At 60.3% G+C, this 17,049-nt stretch carries 17 protein-coding genes; 11 read left to right on the top strand and 6 right to left on the bottom strand.

Features of this window, described 5'->3' with window-relative positions:
- Nucleotides 1-79: 79 nt before the first annotated feature.
- Nucleotides 80-823 carry a metallophosphoesterase family protein gene (locus ABD815_RS04005; RefSeq protein WP_344843759.1) on the top strand — a complete coding sequence of 248 codons (744 nt, stop codon included), beginning with the start codon at nt 80-82 and terminating at the stop codon, nt 821-823.
- Between the two features lie 2 nt (nt 824-825).
- Here ABD815_RS04005 and ABD815_RS04000 read toward each other — a convergent pair whose 3' ends face one another.
- Together ABD815_RS04000 and ABD815_RS03995 are read right to left on the bottom strand one after the other, a co-directional pair.
- A complete protein-coding gene (locus ABD815_RS04000) occupies nt 826-1,209 on the bottom strand; it encodes a hypothetical protein (protein WP_344843757.1) in 384 nt (127 codons plus the stop codon).
- On the bottom strand, nt 1,206-1,658 hold the full coding sequence (locus ABD815_RS03995; protein WP_344843754.1) for a cupin domain-containing protein: 453 nt from the start codon (nt 1,656-1,658) through the stop codon (nt 1,206-1,208). The genes ABD815_RS04000 and ABD815_RS03995 overlap by 4 nt, the downstream gene beginning before the upstream one ends.
- Before the next feature lie 141 nt (nt 1,659-1,799).
- On the opposite strand from ABD815_RS03995, the gene ABD815_RS03990 reads away from it, so the two are divergent.
- The 3 genes from ABD815_RS03990 to ABD815_RS03980 all read left to right on the top strand — a co-directional run bounded on the left by ABD815_RS03990 (nt 1,800) and on the right by ABD815_RS03980 (nt 6,264).
- Nucleotides 1,800-2,762, top strand: coding sequence for a LysR family transcriptional regulator (locus tag ABD815_RS03990; RefSeq protein ID WP_344843751.1), 963 nt, complete (start codon nt 1,800-1,802; stop codon nt 2,760-2,762).
- A gap of 77 nt (nt 2,763-2,839) precedes the next feature.
- Nucleotides 2,840-4,015: an acetyl-CoA C-acyltransferase family protein gene (locus ABD815_RS03985; RefSeq protein WP_344843748.1), complete on the top strand. Its 1,176-nt coding sequence runs from the start codon at nt 2,840-2,842 to the stop codon at nt 4,013-4,015.
- Nucleotides 4,016-4,098: 83 nt separating this feature from the next.
- Nucleotides 4,099-6,264, top strand: a complete 2,166-nt coding sequence (locus tag ABD815_RS03980; protein WP_344843747.1) for an ATP-binding protein — start codon at nt 4,099-4,101, stop codon at nt 6,262-6,264.
- Nucleotides 6,265-6,273: 9 nt separating this feature from the next.
- On the opposite strand, the gene recQ is transcribed toward ABD815_RS03980, so the two are convergent.
- Together recQ and ABD815_RS03970 are read right to left on the bottom strand one after the other, a co-directional pair.
- Complete coding sequence (gene recQ / locus ABD815_RS03975) at nt 6,274-8,310, bottom strand: DNA helicase RecQ (protein ID WP_344843744.1); 2,037 nt, start codon at nt 8,308-8,310, stop codon at nt 6,274-6,276.
- Between the two features lie 69 nt (nt 8,311-8,379).
- A complete protein-coding gene (locus ABD815_RS03970; protein WP_344843742.1) occupies nt 8,380-8,667 on the bottom strand; it encodes a YggT family protein in 288 nt (95 codons plus the stop codon).
- Nucleotides 8,668-8,783: 116 nt separating this feature from the next.
- Between ABD815_RS03970 and ABD815_RS03965 the strand changes: the two genes are divergently transcribed.
- From ABD815_RS03965 to arfB, 6 genes are all read left to right on the top strand, one after another.
- On the top strand, nt 8,784-9,323 hold the full coding sequence (locus ABD815_RS03965; RefSeq protein WP_344843740.1) for an acyl-CoA thioesterase: 540 nt from the start codon (nt 8,784-8,786) through the stop codon (nt 9,321-9,323).
- A 74-nt stretch (nt 9,324-9,397) separates the two neighbouring features.
- Nucleotides 9,398-10,765, top strand: a complete 1,368-nt coding sequence (locus tag ABD815_RS03960; protein ID WP_344843737.1) for an MFS transporter — start codon at nt 9,398-9,400, stop codon at nt 10,763-10,765.
- 25 nt (nt 10,766-10,790) lie between these two features.
- Nucleotides 10,791-11,669, top strand: coding sequence for a penicillin-insensitive murein endopeptidase (gene mepA / locus ABD815_RS03955; protein WP_344844262.1), 879 nt, complete (start codon nt 10,791-10,793; stop codon nt 11,667-11,669).
- Entirely contained in the window at nt 11,642-12,508 is an 867-nt protein-coding gene (locus tag ABD815_RS03950; RefSeq protein ID WP_344843734.1) for an esterase-like activity of phytase family protein, read from the top strand. The genes mepA and ABD815_RS03950 overlap by 28 nt, the downstream gene beginning before the upstream one ends.
- A 94-nt stretch (nt 12,509-12,602) precedes the next feature.
- Nucleotides 12,603-13,244 carry a queuosine precursor transporter gene (locus tag ABD815_RS03945; RefSeq protein ID WP_344843732.1) on the top strand — a complete coding sequence of 214 codons (642 nt, stop codon included), beginning with the start codon at nt 12,603-12,605 and terminating at the stop codon, nt 13,242-13,244.
- Nucleotides 13,245-13,591: 347 nt separating this feature from the next.
- Nucleotides 13,592-14,008: an alternative ribosome rescue aminoacyl-tRNA hydrolase ArfB gene (arfB, locus tag ABD815_RS03940; protein WP_344843730.1), complete on the top strand. Its 417-nt coding sequence runs from the start codon at nt 13,592-13,594 to the stop codon at nt 14,006-14,008.
- On the opposite strand, the gene ABD815_RS03935 is transcribed toward arfB, so the two are convergent.
- Nucleotides 13,989-14,231 (bottom strand): hypothetical protein, encoded by a 243-nt coding sequence (locus tag ABD815_RS03935; protein WP_344843728.1) that lies wholly within the window; start codon nt 14,229-14,231, stop codon nt 13,989-13,991. The genes arfB and ABD815_RS03935 overlap by 20 nt on opposite strands.
- A gap of 144 nt (nt 14,232-14,375) precedes the next feature.
- Here ABD815_RS03935 and ABD815_RS03930 point away from each other — a divergent pair, with 144 nt between their 5' ends.
- A complete protein-coding gene (locus ABD815_RS03930; protein WP_344843725.1) occupies nt 14,376-15,737 on the top strand; it encodes a KAP family P-loop NTPase fold protein in 1,362 nt (453 codons plus the stop codon).
- Here ABD815_RS03930 and pncB read toward each other — a convergent pair.
- Nucleotides 15,734-17,026: a nicotinate phosphoribosyltransferase gene (gene pncB, locus ABD815_RS03925; protein WP_344843722.1), complete on the bottom strand. Its 1,293-nt coding sequence runs from the start codon at nt 17,024-17,026 to the stop codon at nt 15,734-15,736. The genes ABD815_RS03930 and pncB overlap by 4 nt on opposite strands.
- Between the last annotated feature and the right edge of the window lie 23 nt (nt 17,027-17,049).

The raw sequence follows: 17,049 nt of genomic DNA, 5'->3' as shown, positions 1-17,049 counted from the left end.
TTACAAAACATTCACGTGGGGGCCGCTGGACATTCCGGCGGCCCTTCGGTTTTCTGCACCTGCGAAATAGGAGACGGTCATGCGGATTTACGCCATCGGGGATATCCACGGTCAACTGGACATGTTGAAAGCCGCGCATGCGCGGATCGAGGCGGATCGGGCGCGGGTCGGTGATACGGATGCGGTTGTTGTGCATTTGGGCGATTACGTGGATCGCGGGCCTGATAGCGCCGGTGTGATTTCCTACCTGATGGAGGGGATTGCGGCGGGGAAACCTTGGGTCGCGTTGCGGGGCAATCACGACCGGATGTTTTGCCGGTTTGTGCGTCACGGGATTGCCCATGACGACCAGATCAAGTCGCACAAGAGTTGGTTGCATCCCGCGCTCGGCGGGCCGACGACATTGGCCTCCTACGGGGTGATTGCGAGCGATGGCGAGTTCGAGGTGGGGTCGATGGAGGCGCGGCGTGCGGTGCCCGAGGCGCATCTGGAGTTCATCGAAAACCTGCCGCTGACCTATGAGTGGGACGGGTATTTGTTCGTCCATGCGGGGGTTCGCCCCGGTGTGGCGCTCGCTGATCAGGACGAAGAGGATCTGATCTGGATCCGCGAAGGGTGGCTCGATTATCACGGGACCTTGCCGTGGGTGGTGGTGCATGGGCACACCGCGATTGATGCGCCCACGCATTTCGGCAACCGGATCGATATCGATTCAGGGGCGGGATACGGGCACGCCTTGACGGTCATGGTGATCGAGAACGGTCACGAAGAGGTCGTGGGTGCCAGTGGTCGCGCGCCTTTGGTGCACAGCATTCCCCAGTAGCTTCAGGGTGCGGTTTTCGCGCCCAGCCCGTGACGCAGCACATTCACGCCAAAGCAGATCATGCCCGCGATGGTCAGGACGGAGCCGATTTTGGCGGCTGTTTCGCCCTGCTGCGTGAGGGCCATGACGATGCCGGGGACGATGATGATCACCCCTGCGGTGGTTAGTGCGAGGTGGATTTTGGCGAGCCGCGTGGATGCGGCGGCGGGGGTGAGTGTGTAATAGGCCCCCATCAGCGCCATGGTGACCCAGCCGATCAGGTTGAGGTGGGCGTGTGCGGGGCTCAGCGCGTGGTTGGCGGTGGCCGACATCTGGATGCCCCAAGCCATGCCGATCAGGGCGCAGAGCACGCCAAGCGCGAAGAATGCGAAACCGATGCCTTTCATGATGCGTCCTCCAGTGGTGGGCCGGTGAAGTCGAGGTGGTGGGCGGTTGCGAGTGCGGTGATCGCGGGCATGTCGGTGGGAATGGCGTAGTTGTTTTGCGCCATTTCGACGAAGAAGTTTTCAAAGCCGCCGGGGGAGAGGATCACCAGCGCGCGGGCGGGTGTGTCCGAGCAGACGCGGTAGGTGTGGTCCGCGCCGCGCGGGATATGGGCGGTTTCGCCGGGGCCGCGGGTAAAGCGGGTGCCGTCGAGCCAGAATTCCACATCGCCCGAGAGCACGACGAAGGTTTCATCGGCGTCGTGGTGGATATGGCGGGGCGGGCCGTCGTGGGCGCGGGCGATGATCTGTGTGATCGACATCGCGCCGGCGGTTTCCTGCGGCGCGAGGATGGTTTGGTAGGTGGTGCCCATCCAGTCGTGGGTCGGGCGCTCGTTTACAGGTGCAAGCATAGGGATCTCCCAAAGGTGGAAGCGCCGGTTGGACCGGCAGGTTCGCGTTGAGGTGGAGGCGTCGGCAAGGACGCTGATGACAGGGTGGCCCAGGTTAGGCTATTTGTTAAATTGATTGATTGTATGTGAGGAATTTGTCCGGTGGATTTGCGGGCCTTTGATCTGAACCTGCTGCGGGTGCTCGATGCCTTGTTGCGCGAGGGGTCGACGGTGAAGGCGGGCGAGCGGATCGGGCTGTCCCAGCCTGCGGTTTCGGCGGCCCTGTCGCGGTTGCGCGCAGCCCTCGGGGATGAGTTGTTCGTGCGGGAGGGACAAGGGTTGGTGGCGACGGGCTATGCGCTGTCGCTGGCGGGGGAGTTGAGCGAGGCGTTAGGGAAGATCGAGGGCATTCTGGCCGGACCGGAGGATTTCGACCCCTCCCGTGCCACGCAGCGCTACGTGATTTCGGGGTCGGATTTCTTTTCGGAATTGCTAATGCCCGCGCTGATGAAACGGTTGCAGCACGAGGCCCCCGGTGTGGTCATCCACATGGTGGATACGGTGTTCGAGAGCACGCTGGAGGGGCTGCGCAGTGACCATGTCGATCTGGCGTTTCTGCCCAATATCGATTTCCCGACGTGGTGCGATTGGGAGCCGTGTTTCTGGTCGCCGGTGATCAATATCGCGCGGGTCGGGCATCCGCGTCTGGCGCGTCTGGGGATCGGGGACGGGGATGCGATCCCGCTCGATCTCTATTGCGATCTCAGCCATGTGCATTTTGCCCCGACGGGGGTTTATCCGCAGGATCTGGATGCGGCTTTGGCCGGTGTCGGGCGCAGTCGGCATATTGCGGCGACCCTGCCCACATTCAACGCCGTGGCGCAGTTGGTTGCGGGCAGCGATATCATCGGGGTGATCCCGTCGCAGATGGCGCGGGTGCGGGCGCGCGCGGGATTGGTCACACGCCATCCGCAGGTGATCGACATCGGAACGAACGAATTGCGGATGCTGTGGCACCGGCGCATGACGACCAATCCCGCGCATCGGTGGCTGCGCGGGGTGGTGCGCGAATTGTTGGCCGATCTCGACGAGGGGCCGGACGGGCGCGGGATCGTCGAGACGTAGGGATTTGGGGACGTAGGGTTATTGTGGTCGCGCGATTTTCCCTGCGCCATGATCGGGTGAAATCAGGGAGAAATCACATGTCCGACATCGTTATTCTATCCGGCGCGCGCAGTGCCATTGGTTCGTTTGGCGGGGCTTTGGCCGGTGTGGCGCCCTGTGATCTGGGCACGCAGGTGGCTGCGGCGGCGCTCGCGCGGGCGGGTGTCGAGGGCGGTCAGATCGGGCAGGTGATGTTCGGTCATGTGATCAACACGGAGCCGCGCGATATGTATCTGTCGCGCGTGGCGGCGATGGGCGCGGGCATTCCCGACACCACGCCTGCGATGAATGTGAACCGGCTGTGTGGCTCGGGCGTGCAGGCGATCGTGTCGGCCTATCAGGCGCTCGCCATGGGGGATGCGGATTTCGCACTGGCCGGTGGCGCCGAGAGCATGTCGCGCAGCCCCTACATCGTGCCCGCCGCGCGGTGGGGTCAGAAGATGGGCGATGTGAGCGCGCAGGACATGATGCTCGGGGCGCTCAATTGTCCGTTCGGCACCGGCCACATGGGGATCACGGCGGAGAATGTTGCCGCCGAGCACGGGGTGAGCCGCGCGGCGCAGGATGCCTTTGCATTGGAGAGTCAGGAGCGTGCGGCGCGTGCGATTGCGGCGGGGTATTTTGATGAGCAGATCGTGCCCATCGAGATCACGAACCGTCGCGGCACGGTGGAGGTCAAGACCGACGAGCACCCCAAGGCGACGACATTGGACGTTCTGGCCGGATTGCGCCCTGCATTTGCCAAGGACGGGACGGTCACGGCGGGCAATGCGTCGGGGTTGAATGACGGCGCGGCGGCATTGGTTCTGGCGCGCGCGGATGCGGCGCAAGCGGCGGGTTTGACGCCGCGCGCGCGCATCATCGGCTATGCCCATGCGGGGGTTCGCCCCGAGGTGATGGGGATCGGTCCGGTGCCTGCGGTTCAGGCGTTGCTGGCGCGCACGGGGTTGGGCGTGGGTGATTTCGATGTGATCGAGTCAAACGAAGCCTTTGCCGCGCAGGCCTTGGCGGTCAATGCGGGGTTGGGGTTGGATCCGGCGGTAGTCAATCCCAATGGCGGCGCGATTGCTTTGGGTCATCCGGTCGGGGCGACGGGGGCGATTATCACCGTCAAAGCGCTCTATGAATTGGAGCGGATCGGGGGCACGCGGGCGCTTATCACCATGTGTATTGGTGGCGGTCAGGGCATCGCCTTGGCAATCGAGCGGCTCTAGGGTCTGCGTTAAGGACCTTTTTACCATGTTCGGCGACTCTCTGACCCAACTGCCTGAAACGGCGGGCCGTCAGGAGATATGCGATGGATTTGTCCGAAGAGATGATGCTGGAACGCCGTGGCCGGTTGGCAGCCGAGCGTTTGTTAGAGCTTAAGCAGGCCGAGCTATATGAGGCCAACAGAAAGCTGTCGCGCCATGCGCGGTCTCTGAGTGATGAAATCGTTGTGACGCGCGAAGAGACGGCGCATTTGCGCGACGAGAATTCACGCACCAAGGTCGATCTGGAAAAGGCGCATACGGCGGCGGTGATCGCGGAGCGGCGGTTGTGGGATTCGCTGGAGACCATTCAGGACGGGTTCGCGGTTTTTGATCCCTCCGACACCCTGGTTGCGGCCAATCCGGCCTATTTGCAGGTGTTCGACGGGTTGGAGGCGATCCGCCCCGGGGTGAGTTACGAGGAGATCGTGACGCTGGCCGTGGAAGAGGGGTTGTTGGATATCGGCGACCTTGATCGGGGCACCTATATCGAGCGGGCGATGGCGCGGTGGCGTGCGCCTGTGCGCGAGCCCCATGTGGTGCGGTTGTGGAACAACCAGTTCGTGAAGTTGGTGGATCGCCGGTCGTCGGTGGGCGATATGGTGTCGCTCGGTCTCAATATCACCTCAACGATCCGCTATGAAGAGCGGCTGAAAAAAGCGCGGTCGCGGGCGGAGGCGGCGAACCGTGCCAAGTCGTCGTTCCTCGCCAATATGAGCCACGAAATCCGCACGCCGATGAACGGCATGGTGGGGATGGCGGATTTGCTCTGCGAGACGACGCTCGACGAGGAACAGAACCTCTATGTGGAGACGATCAAGAGTTCGGGCGAGGCGTTGCTCGGGTTGATCAACGATGTGTTGGACTATTCCAAGATCGAGGCGACGAAGCTGACGCTGCATCCCGAGCCGTTCGATCTGGAGCGCTGTATCCACGATGTGTTGGTCCTGTTGCAGCCGAGTGCGGCGCAAAAGGGGCTCGATCTGATTATCGATTACGACATGTTCATGCCGACCAGTTTCATCGGCGATCCGGGTCGGGTGCGGCAGGTTTTGACCAACCTGATCGGCAATGCGGTGAAGTTTACCCATGAGGGTCATGTGGTGGTGCGTGTGGTCGGTTTGCCCGAGGAAAACGGCAAGCGGTCGCGCGTGCATGTGTCGGTCGAGGACACAGGGATAGGGATTGCGCCGGAGATGATCGAACATGTGTTCGGCGAGTTCAATCAGGTCGAGGATGATCGCAACCGCAAGTTCGAGGGCACGGGGTTGGGATTGGCGATTACGCGTCAGTTGGTTTCTTTGATGAACGGCGAGGTTTGGGTCGATAGCGAATGCGGCACGGGGTCGTGTTTCGGGTTTCACGTGACGATGGATGTAGTGACGCAGAGCGAGACGCCTGTGTTGCCCGACTGGATGCAGCATGCGGTCCTGCTCGACAATGTGCGCGCCAGTGCGCTCATTCTTGAAAAGCAGATGACGGCTTTGGGGTTGCGGGTGTCGGCCTATGACACCGCCGCGCAGATGTTGGCGGAGGCGCCTGACGGGCAGGTGTATCTGATCTCTGACGGGTTGCCCGATACGGATATGCCCGCCTTGATCGAGATGCTGCGCGATCAGGGGATCAAGGCGCCGATCATGTTGATGACCTCGGGTCCGGTGTCGGCGCGCTCACTCACGGTGAAGACGGTGACGGCGCTGCAAAAGCCGCTGATGCGGGAGGATTTGTGGCGCACGCTTGCCGCGCTCTCCCCGCCGTCGCGCGCCGATGTTCAGGTGGTTCCACAGGCGCGCGCCATGCGGGTGCTGGCCGCCGAGGACAATAAAACCAACCGGCTGGTGTTCGGGAAAATGCTCAAATCGCTGGATATTGATTTGCGGTTTGCCACCAACGGGCGCGAGGCGATTGAGGAATACCACGCCTTTGAGCCCGATCTGGTGTTCATGGATATTTCGATGCCCGAGGTGGATGGCAAAGAGGCGACGCGGGAAATCCGGCGCATCGAAGCCGAGACCGGTCGCCATGTGCCGATCGTGGCGCTGACGGCGCATGCGATGGCAGGCGACGATCAGGAAATCCTCGCGCATGGGTTGGACCATTATCTGACCAAGCCGCTGCGCAAGCCTGCGATCATCGACCGGATTCTGGCCTCCAAGCCCGCGGAGTGTCGTGAGATCAACGTGGTTGACGATGCGGCGGTGATGAGCGCCTGAGGGCGGGGATCAGGCGCTCAGCGCGTCGATCATATCCGCGCCGAACCGTTCGGCGCGCGCCTCGCCCACGATGCGGGATAGCGCGTCGATGTCGCGCGGGCGCATTTTGACGATTTTGCTGATTTGGGACGGTGTGAGCGTGAGCGGTTTGAGCGTTCCGCAGTCGCCGCGGGTCAGGCGGGTCTGGATGGTCTGCAGTTGATCGAAGAGATCGCCGCCCCCTTCGCTGGCCAATTTGCGGCGGGCGGGGTGCATGTGGGGGGCCTCTGCGCCGAGGATCACGGCGAGGAAGATATCACCGTAGCGTTCCAGTTTCTTGGCCCCGACCCCGCCGATGCGCGCCATGGCGTCGAGCGTTTGCGGGCGGTTCTGGGCCATTTCGATCAGGGTGCGGTCGGGGAAGACCACATAGGCGGGCACGCGGGCCTCTTCGGCGAGGCCGCGCCGTTTGGCTTTGAGCGCGGAGAGGAGCGGCGCGTCTTCTTCGCCCACCAGCGCGCGCACCACGGGGTAGGATTTGGTTTTGGTGATGGTGTCGCGGCGCAAGGTGATGGTGCCTTCGCCTTTGAGGATCGGCATCGCGGGTTCGGTCATGAACAACGCGCCAAAGCGGGCGGGATCGGGGCGGATCAGGTCGGCGCCCATCATCTGGCGGAACACGGCCTGCCATTGCGGTTTGGAGTATTCGCGCCCGACCCCGAAGACCGAGAGGGCGTCGTGGCCCCATTGTTTGGTTTTATCCGATGATTTGCCCATCAGCACGTCGATGAGATGGCCCGCACCGAAGCCTTGGTCACAGCGCAGGACGGCGGAGAGGGCTTTGCGCACCGCCTCTGTGCCGTCGAAAATCTCGGGCGGGGTGTCGCAGAGGTCGCAGTGCCCGCAAGCGGTGGCCTCTTCGCCGAAGAAGGCGAGCAGGGTCTGGCGGCGGCATGTCTGGGCCTCGGCGAGACCGAGGAGCGCATTGAGGCGGGCGTGATCGGCGGCGCGGCGTTCGGGGGGCGCGGGGCTTTCGTCGATTTGGGAGCGGCGGAACCGGATGTCATCGGCACCGTAGAGCGTGAGCGTTTCGGCAGGCGCGCCATCGCGGCCTGCGCGGCCGATTTCCTGATAGTAGCCTTCGATGGATTTGGGCAGATCGGCGTGGGCGACCCAGCGGATGTCGGGTTTGTCGATGCCCATGCCGAAGGCGACGGTGGCCACGACGATGACCTCGTCATCCTGTTGGAAGCGGCGTTCGACTTCGCGGCGCCGGTCGCCGTCCATGCCGCCGTGGTAGGCGAGCGCGTTGTGGCCGGATTCCACCAGAGCCTTGGCGAGGCTTTCGGTTTTGGCGCGGGTGCCGCAGTAGACGATGCCGGACTGGCCTTTACGTGCGCCCGCGAAGTCGAGGATCTGGCGGCGGGGGCTGTCTTTTACCGCGAAGGCGAGGTGGATATTGGGGCGATCAAAGCCGCGCAGGAAGATTTCGGGCGCATCGCCGTCAAACAGGCGCGTGACGATTTCGGCGCGGGTTTCGGCGTCGGCGGTGGCGGTGAAGGCGGCCAGCGGCACGCCCAGCGCGCGGCGCAGATCACCGATGCGCAGGTAGTCGGGGCGGAAATCATGGCCCCATTGGGAGACACAATGCGCCTCGTCCACCGCGATATGGGCGACGCCTGCGCGTTTGAGCAGCGGCAGCGTGCCACCCGAGGCGAGGCGTTCGGGAGCCATGTAGAGGAGTTTGAGAGAGCCCTCATTCAGGGCGGCGAAGATGGCGTCGTTTTCCTCATCCGTATTGCCGGAGGTCAGCGCGCCTGCGGCAACACCGGCGGCGCGCAACCCTTCGACTTGATCGCGCATCAGGGCGATGAGGGGCGAAATGACGACCGTCAGCCCATCCGAGCAGAGCGCGGGGAGTTGGAAGCACAGCGATTTGCCCCCGCCCGTGGGCATGATGGCAAGCACGTTGCTGCCTTTCGTGACGGCCTCCACGATCTCCGCCTGACCGGGTCGGAAATCATCGAATCCGAAGACTGAAGCGAGAAGTGCCCGCGCCTGTTCCATTGTGCCCTGCTCTATTTGGTTGGCGTCAGATTCGCACGCCAGTGGCAGGGCCTCAAGTGCGGAATGTGCTTAGATCAGCAGGTGGGCGTTGTTGCGGATCACAATCTCGATTGCGTAGATCGCAAGGAACGCCACCAGAGGCGCGAGGTCGAGGCCGCCCATCGCAGGCAGGAGGCGGCGGATCGGGGCGTAGATCGGCTCCAGCAGGCGGGTGAGGCCGTACCAGATCTGGCTGACCAGCGGTTGGCGGATATTGAGGACCTGAAAGTTGATCAGCCAGCTCATGATGATGTGGACGATCATGACGAATTTGACGACACCGAGGATCATCAGGAGGATTTGGAGAATGGAGAGCATGTAACAGGTCCGTTTTTAGGGTTCCCAGAGAGGTAGGGGTTCATGCGCATGAGTGCAAGTTAGCTGTGCCGTTACGTCGTATTTGCAGTTGCAGAAAAAACTGCGACGGTGCGTGCATGTATCCAGTTATCCGCATGATCTACCAAATGTCCAAGGCACGGCGTATGCCGCCTTTGGGGTATTTCGACACCCATGTTTCCCACCACATCTGTTGGCCGTGGGATATCGACCTGTGGATGGAGCTCAACAACGGGCGCACGCTGACCCTGTTCGATCTGGGGCGTTTGCCGATGTCTTTGCGCAATGGCAGTGCCAAGGCGATCAAGGACAATCGTTTGGGATTGGCCGTGGCGGGGGCGTCGGTGCGCTATCGCAAGCGGGTCACCACATTCCAGCGTCTCGAAATGCGCACGCGCGCGATCGGCTATGACGACAGGTTCCTCTATATGGAGCAGTCGATGTGGAATGGCGCGGGGGAGTGTTGCAACCATGTGCTGATCCGCGGGGCGGTGACGCGCAAGGGCAAGATGATCAACCCCCAGGAGTTGGCCGATATGGTCGAACCGGGCGTTGTGAGCCCTGCCCTGCCCGCGTGGGTTCAGGGGTGGGTGGAGACCGACCGTTTGCGCCCTTGGCCGCCGATGCAGGATAGCTGAGCCCGTTTAATTCCGTTGCCTCGCGTCCGGTTTGCCTATTCTATCGCCAACAAAGCAATAGACGGGGCATGGGCATGAACGACACAACAATGCGTAAGCGCATTTGGGGTTGGTACTTCTTCGATTGGGCGTCGCAGCCCTATAACACACTCCTTTTGACCTTCATCTACGGGCCGTTTTTTGCCGCCGTTGCCGCGAGTTATTTCATGGGCACGGGTCTGAGCGAGGTTGCCGCGGATGCGCGGGCGCAGAGCGTTTGGTCGCTGTGCCTGACGCTCGTGGGGATCGCTGTGGGCATTGGTGCGCCTGTTGTGGGGGCATTGGCCGATACCACGGGGCGGCGGATTCCGTGGGTTATCTTCTTTTCCGGTCTTTATGTGATCGGGGCGTCTTTGTTGTGGTTCACCGATCCGGCGGGCGGGAACATGTGGTTGATGCTGGCCGCCTTTGGCGTCGGGTTCATCGGCGCCGAGTTCGCGTTGATTTTCACCAATGCGCAGCTGCCCACGTTGGGGTCGCAGGAAGAGATCGGGAAGGTTTCGGGGACGGGGTTCGCCTTTGGCTATCTGGGCGGGTTGATCGCGCTGGTATTGGCGCTCGGGCTGTTGGTGGAGCAGGAGAGCGGGCTGACGTTGTTCGGGGTCAAGCCGTTGTTCGGGTTGGATGCGGCGGCGCGTGAGGGCACGCGGTTTGTCGGCCCCTTCACCGCGCTATGGTTTGCGCTGTTCATGGTGCCCTATTTCATGTGGGTGCATGATCTGGGTGCGACGAAGTTGAAGGCGAGCTTTTCCGGCGCGATGGCGTCGCTCAAAGATTCCGTCACGGGTCTGCGTCATCGCCGCAGTATGAGCGCGTTTCTTATCGGGTCGATGTTTTACCGCGATGCGCTCAACGGGATTTACAGCTTTGGCGGGGTCTATGCGAAGCTGGTGTTGAACTGGTCGCTGACCACGGTGGGGATTTTCGGGATCGTGTCGATCATCGCGGCGGCGGTGTTTGCGTGGATCGGCGGGCGGATCGACAAACGGATCGGGCCAAAGCCGGTGATTATCGCCACCATCGTGGTTCTGACGGGGGTTTGTTTCATCGTCGTGGGCATGTCGCGCGAGCAGTTGTTCGGGATGCCATTGCCGGAGGGATCGACCCTGCCCGACACGGTGTTTTTCGTCTGTGGCGTGTTGATTGGCGGCATGGGCGGGATGTTGCAGTCGTCGTCGCGCACGCTCATGACGTTGCACACGACGCTGGAGAAATCGACGCAGGCCTTCGGGCTTTACGGGCTGACGGGGCGGGCGACGGCGTTTATGGCGCCGGCCCTGATCGGGATCGTCACGGCGGCCACCGGATCGGCGAGATTAGGCGTAACGCCGTTAATCGTGCTTTTCCTCATTGGCCTTATCCTGTTAGCGTGGGTGAACCCTAGAGGCGAAAGAGAGGCGTAGAGCAGTGCGACTTCTGGCCAGTTTTATGATGATTGCCGCTTTGGCGGCCTGCGGCGGTGGTGAACCCGCGCCGCGTTCAAATGTAACCGTATCGTCGAGCGATTATCGCCCTGCCAAGCAGCTCTTTGGGGCTGTGAGTGCGGGTAGTCGTCAATCGTCAGAATCCTTTGGCTCCTATGCCAAGGGGTGTGTCGGCGGGGCTGCGCAATTGCCCGAAACCGGTGCGACGTGGCAGGCGATGCGTCTGTCGCGCAACCGCAATTGGGGTCATCCCCAGTTGGTCGATTTCGTGCAGGACCTGTCGCGCAAGGCTGCGCGTCAGCCCGGATGGGCGGGGATCTATGTCGGTGACATGAGCCAGCCGCGCGGCGGGCCGATGCTGTCGGGGCATGCGAGCCACCAGATCGGGCTGGATGCGGATATCTGGATGCTGCCGCCCAAAAGGTTGGACCTGAGCGCGACGGAGCGTGAAAACCTGTCGTCGATTTCGATGCGCCGCGCCAACGGGGCCTATGTGAATAGCGACTGGACCCCCCAGCACCACGAGGTGATCAAGGCGGCGGCCTCTGATCCGCGTGTGGCACGGATTTTCGTCTTTCCCGGCGCGAAGGTGCAGATGTGCAAGGACGAGACGGGCGATCGTGCGTGGCTCAATAAAGTGCGGCCATGGTGGGGTCACCACTATCATTTCCACGTGCGGCTCAAATGCCCAGCGGGTGATAATTCCTGTGTCAATCAGGCGCCACCTCCGGCAGGGGATGGATGTGCGGATGCGCAGGTTTGGGTGAATAACATCCTCAACCCGCCGCCCCCTGATCCCAATGCGAAACCGGCGGCACCCAAAGCCCCCCTCACAATGGCAGGTCTGCCCGCGCAATGTTCATCTGTACTCTCCTCGCACTGAGCCTGTTTTCCACGGGTGCCGTTGCGCAGGATGCGAGCTACCTCGGTCGCTATAAATGGTCCTCTGATGATCCGCAGCATGGCGGGTTTTCGGGGCTGGAGTTGAGCGCGGACGGGATGGATTTTGTCACTGTGACGGATAGCGGGTCCGTGGCCTCGGGGTCGGTGACGCGCGGTGAGAACGGTGTGATTTCGGGCATTGCGGTTTCGGATCTGCGGTTCCTCAAGGGGCGTCGTTCGGAGGTTTTGCCGAAGTTCTGGGAAGACGCCGAGGGGCTGGCCATTGCGCCCGACGGGACAATCTATGTGAGCTTTGAGGGCCGTCACCGCGTGTGGTCCTACGCCGATCTCGACGGGTTTGCAGAGGACACGGCGGGCTATCGGGATTTCCGCGAATTGCAGGTGAATTCGGGGTTGGAGGCGCTCGCCGTTGATGGAGACGGCGTGGTTTATGCGGTGCCCGAGCGGTCGGGTGAAATGGAGCGTCCGTTTCCGGTGTATCGCTATCGCGACGGGGCGTGGGACATTGCCTTCCGGCTGCGCCGCGATGGGGAATACCTGCCTGTGGGGCTCGATTTCGGGCCGGACGGGCGGCTCTATTTGTTGGAGCGGTGGTTCCGCGGGATCGGGTTTTCGAGTCGCGTGCGCCGGTTCGATTTGGGGCCAAAGGGGCTGACCGATGAGGTCACTTTGATCGAGACGGGGTTGGGCAGTCACGACAATCTGGAAGGGATCGCGGTGTGGGAGGATGACCAGGGCATCCGTATCACCATGATTTCAGACGATAATTTCAAGCCGTTCCAGATCACCGAATTTGTGGAATACCGCATTACGAACTAGGGGGCTTGTCAGTGCGCCCCACCGGCGTTAAACGCCCCCATCCTGCCCGAAAGGGCCGAGTTGCCGTCACCTTCGATAAAAAACGGAATATATCATGACACGACTTCTTACTGGCATTTTTGCCATGGCCGCTATTGTGGTGGCTTCCAATATCCTCGTTCAGTTCCTCCTTTTGGACGGATTGCTGACATGGGGGGCGTTTACCTATCCGCTCGCGTTTTTGGTCACCGATGTGATGAATAGGGTCTATGGCCCTGATTCCGCACGGAAAGTTATCTTTGCGGGCTTTATTACCGGGATCATTTGCAGCCTGATCGGCACGCAGATCATGTTGCAGGGCGATGGCTATAGCTACCCTGCGGTTGCGCTGCGGGTTGCGGTGGGATCGGCGACGGCGTTTCTCGTCGCGCAGATGGTAGATGTGTTTGTTTTCAACCGCTTGCGCGCTGGTGCGTGGTGGCGGGCGCCTTTGGTTTCGACCTTGGTTGGATCGGCATTGGATACGGCGATCTTCTTTAGCCTCGCGTTTTCTCAGAGCGTTGTTTTCTTTGGCCAAAATGCGGATAGCGAGATTTCGTGGGCGTGGGATGCGGTGCCGTTCCTGAACGTTGGAGCGCCGGTTCCGTTGTGGGTATCGCTCGCGGTGGCGGATTGGGGTGTAAAACTCGCCCTTGCTTTGATCGCGCTCGTGCCGTTTCGCCTAATTGTTGGGCGCCTGAGCGCACGTATGGTATAAATTTACTTGCCATATACCAAATCTGTGCCACCATCGTCCTATCGGCAATTCATCGAAAGGAGGTGGTCCAGTGTCTAGAGTGGTATTGGAAAATGAGGTCAAGACAGTCAGGGGGGCCGTTGTTCTCAGGCAGTCCTGAGCGCAGAACACTTCTGATTGGGTCTTCCTAACTGGCCCATCTTCTTCGAACTCGAAGGGCTGTCTGATCTGGGCAGCCCTTTTCCATTTTTGGGGGTTCGGGGGGTGAGTTTGCAGTGTTTTAACGGAAATGTGGCGCGGGTTGTTAGGGTTTTACATTTCGCGCGCGCCCCGCTTTACATGTTTTACATGTTTTACGAGAGGCTCTTATGCCGCTGAGGATCACGGATAGCATCGAGATTGCCGATTGGGAGCTGACGGAGCAGTTTGTGCGGTCGTCCGGTCCGGGTGGGCAGAACGTGAACAAGGTGTCGTCGGCGGTCGAGTTGCGGTTCGAAGCGGCGCGCTCGCCCAGTCTGCCCGATCCGGTCAAATCGCGTCTGCGCCGGTTGGCGGGGCGGCGGTGGACGAAAGAGGGCGCGTTGGTTTTGTTTTGCGACGAGACCCGCCATCAGGCGCGCAACCGCGAGATCGTGCGCGAACGGTTGGCGGATTTGATCCGCGAGGCGACGGTAAAGCCGAAATTCCGTGTGAAGACGCGGCCCTCCAAAGGGTCGATCGAGCGGCGGATCAAGGCCAAGAAGGTCCGTGGCGAGGTGAAGGCGCTCAGGGGGCGGGTGGAGTAAACCGCACGGGTGGCGGGGCGTCCTCGGTTCGCTCGAAGAACAGCCACAGGACGATCATGGCGGTGATGGGCGTGATGATGAGGGAGATGAACCACCAAAGCGTCCGGCTCTGCCCCCGCGCCTTTGCCATGTCCGCGACGATCACGAACAGCCAGTAGGTGATGAAGAGAGACGCCGCCAGAATGGCGAGGACGAAGACGGTTCCGAAGATGGATTCAAGCATGTGGCCGCTCCTTGGTGTTGGGGGAGGGTACGGCTTTGGGGTGTGGGGTGTCTAGGGTGTGGGGGGAGTTGGGGTGAATTGAGTTGTTGACCCAAAGTCGCCCTTGTTGTTTCTTTCGGAATTATATTCAGCGGAGTTCCGAAAATGAGAATTACACCACCGCATGCAGATATTGATATTTACTCAGATGGTTTTGCGAAACATGACATATTATCTCGCGAGCGAGAAAGTAGAAACCTATCCGAACTAGTCGAGAATATCGATGAACCATTGGTAATTGCGCTGGACGGCGCATGGGGTTCTGGAAAGAGTTTTTTTCTGAAGTGCTGGGTCGGAGCTCACAAGATAGAAAACAAGGGTAAAGCAACGACCATATACTTCGACGCCTTTGAAAACGACTTTCTCGACGATCCGCTCATTGGTCTAACCGGCGTTCTGGCAGATCGCATGGAGAAGGCAAAAAAGCCGAAAGACGCGCTCGCTATGGTTAAAACTGCGGCGGCCAAGCTGTGGCGTCCGGCTCTGCGAATTGGGTTAGCCATGGGAACCGCTGGGGCAAGCGAAGCCGTTGGGGTAGTTGCGGATGCTGCACTTGAGAGAACAGAAGACGAGCTAATAGAGCAAGTCAATGCGTTTTGGGAAAAGGAGGACGGGAAACGAGCCGCTATGGCTGAGTTTCGTGCGGCGCTAGTAAAACTTACCGAGCCTGATGACGATGGGGTTCCAACCAAAAAGTTCGTTTTTGTTGTTGATGAACTCGATAGATGTCGGCCGGATTTTGCGTTGGATTTGCTGGAAGTTATGAAGCACTTTTTCTTCGTTCCGGGAGTTCATTTCGTGCTTGGCGTCAATATCAAAGAACTCCTGAACACGGTCCGATCACGCTATGGCGATAGGGTAGATGCGGAAACATATCTCCAGAAATTTGTATCGGTATCCCTCACTCTGCCAGATCGGAGTGGGTATCGCGGATACCCCAATTCTGTGGCGACCAAGTACTTTGAAGAAATGTCCCGAAAAATGGACATAAACAAAAATATTGCCGATATTGTAATTGTGTTGATCACAGAATTTCCGGCATTCAGGTTCCAATCGATACGGCAAGCACAGAGAGTCCTAACTGAAATAGCTCTGATTGCCGACCCCAAAAAATCGATCAAGAACAATGTTTATGGCTACAACTATACGTTGGCCTCCTTGATTCTTATGAAACATGGCAAACCAGATCTATTTAGAAAGGCAGTTTCCGCTGAACTAGCCTACGAGGATATTTCAAGATTCATCGGACTACCGGCCTCTGTAACGGAGGAGTCAACGTTTCACTCGCAGGTAGCAGACTATGCGTGGCGGAGTCTTCTTGCCCCGGACACTGTTGATAAGAACAAAAAAGGATTTCGCAGTATGTGGGGCGGTCTCGGGTCAAATTGGCCCGAGGATGTCATAGAGAACCTTCTCAATGACTATTTAAACCCTATTGCACTAATCGACGAGGCCCTGACCCCCTAAACCACCACATCCTGAGCCACCTGATCCCCTACTCCGAACACCCTCTTATACCGGCTAATTTCTTCCTTGGGGCCCATGGCTTTGTTGGGGTTGTCGGAGAGTTTTACGGTTGGGTTTGCGTTGGCGCTTATGGCTTTGCAGACGAGGGAGAAGGGGGCGAGGGAGTCGTGGTCGGTTAGGCCTCGGAAATCGTTTGTCAGGAGTGTTCCCCAGCCGAAGCTGGTGCGGACGCGGCCGGTGAATTGTTTGTGGAGGGCGATGATTTTGTCGGCGTCGAGGCCGTCGGAGAAGATGATGAGTTTTTGCGTCGGGTCTTCGCCGCGTTTTTTCCACCAGTCGATGGCGATTTCGGCGCCTGTTGCGGGGTCGCCTGAGTCGATGCGGATGCCTGTCCATCCGGCGAGCCAGTCGGGGGCGCGGTCGAGGAAGCCGCGGGTTCCGTAGGTGTCGGGCAGGATGATGCGCAGGTTGCCGTCGTGTTCTTCGTGCCAGTCGGCGAGGACGGCGTAGGGGGCGTTGGCGAGTTCGTCGTCGGTTTTGGAGAGGGCTGCGTAGACCATGGGGAGTTCGTGGGCGTTTGTGCCGACGGCTTCGAGGTCACGTTTCATGGCGATGTGGCAGTTGGAGGTTCCGGTGAATTTGTCGCCGAGGCCTTCGGTCATGGCCTGCACGCACCAGTCCTGCCAGAGGTATGAGTGGCGGCGGCGGGTTCCGAAGTCGGCGATGCGCAGGTCGTCGAGAGGTTTGAGGCGTTCGACCTTTTCCCAGAGTTTGGTCATGGCGCGGGCGTAGAGGACCTGTAGTTCGAAGCGGCCCATGGATCCGGTGACGGCGCGTGAGCGTAGTTCCATGAGGATGGAGAGGGCGGGGATTTCCCAGAGCATGACTTCGGGCCAGTTGCCTTCGAAGGTGAGTTCGTATTGGTCGCCGCGTCTTTCGAGGTGGTAGGCGGGCAGGCGCAGGCCTTCGAACCATTCCATGAAGTCGGAGGTGAACATCTGGCGTTTGCCGTAGAAGGTGTTCCCGCGCAGCCATGTGCTTTCGCCACGGGTGAGCGAGAGGGATCGCACGTGGTCGAGTTGTTCGCGCAATTCGCCTTCGTCGATCATGTCGGCGAGGGGGATATGTTTCGAGCGGTTTATGAGGGAGAATGTGACGGTGGTGTTCGCTTTGTTGCGAAAGACCGATTGGCACATGAGGAGTTTATAGAAATCCGTGTCGATGAGGGACCGGACGATCGGGTCTATCTTCCATTTGTGGTTATAGACGCGGGTTGCGATGTCGACCATGGGTGCCCACCTTATTGATATTG

The sequence above is a fragment of the Celeribacter arenosi genome (assembly GCF_039539485.1).
Taxonomy (GTDB): Bacteria; Pseudomonadota; Alphaproteobacteria; order Rhodobacterales; family Rhodobacteraceae; genus Celeribacter; species Celeribacter arenosi.
Note: the sequence above shows the minus strand (reverse complement) of the source record. Positions and strands in the feature narration are given on the sequence as shown.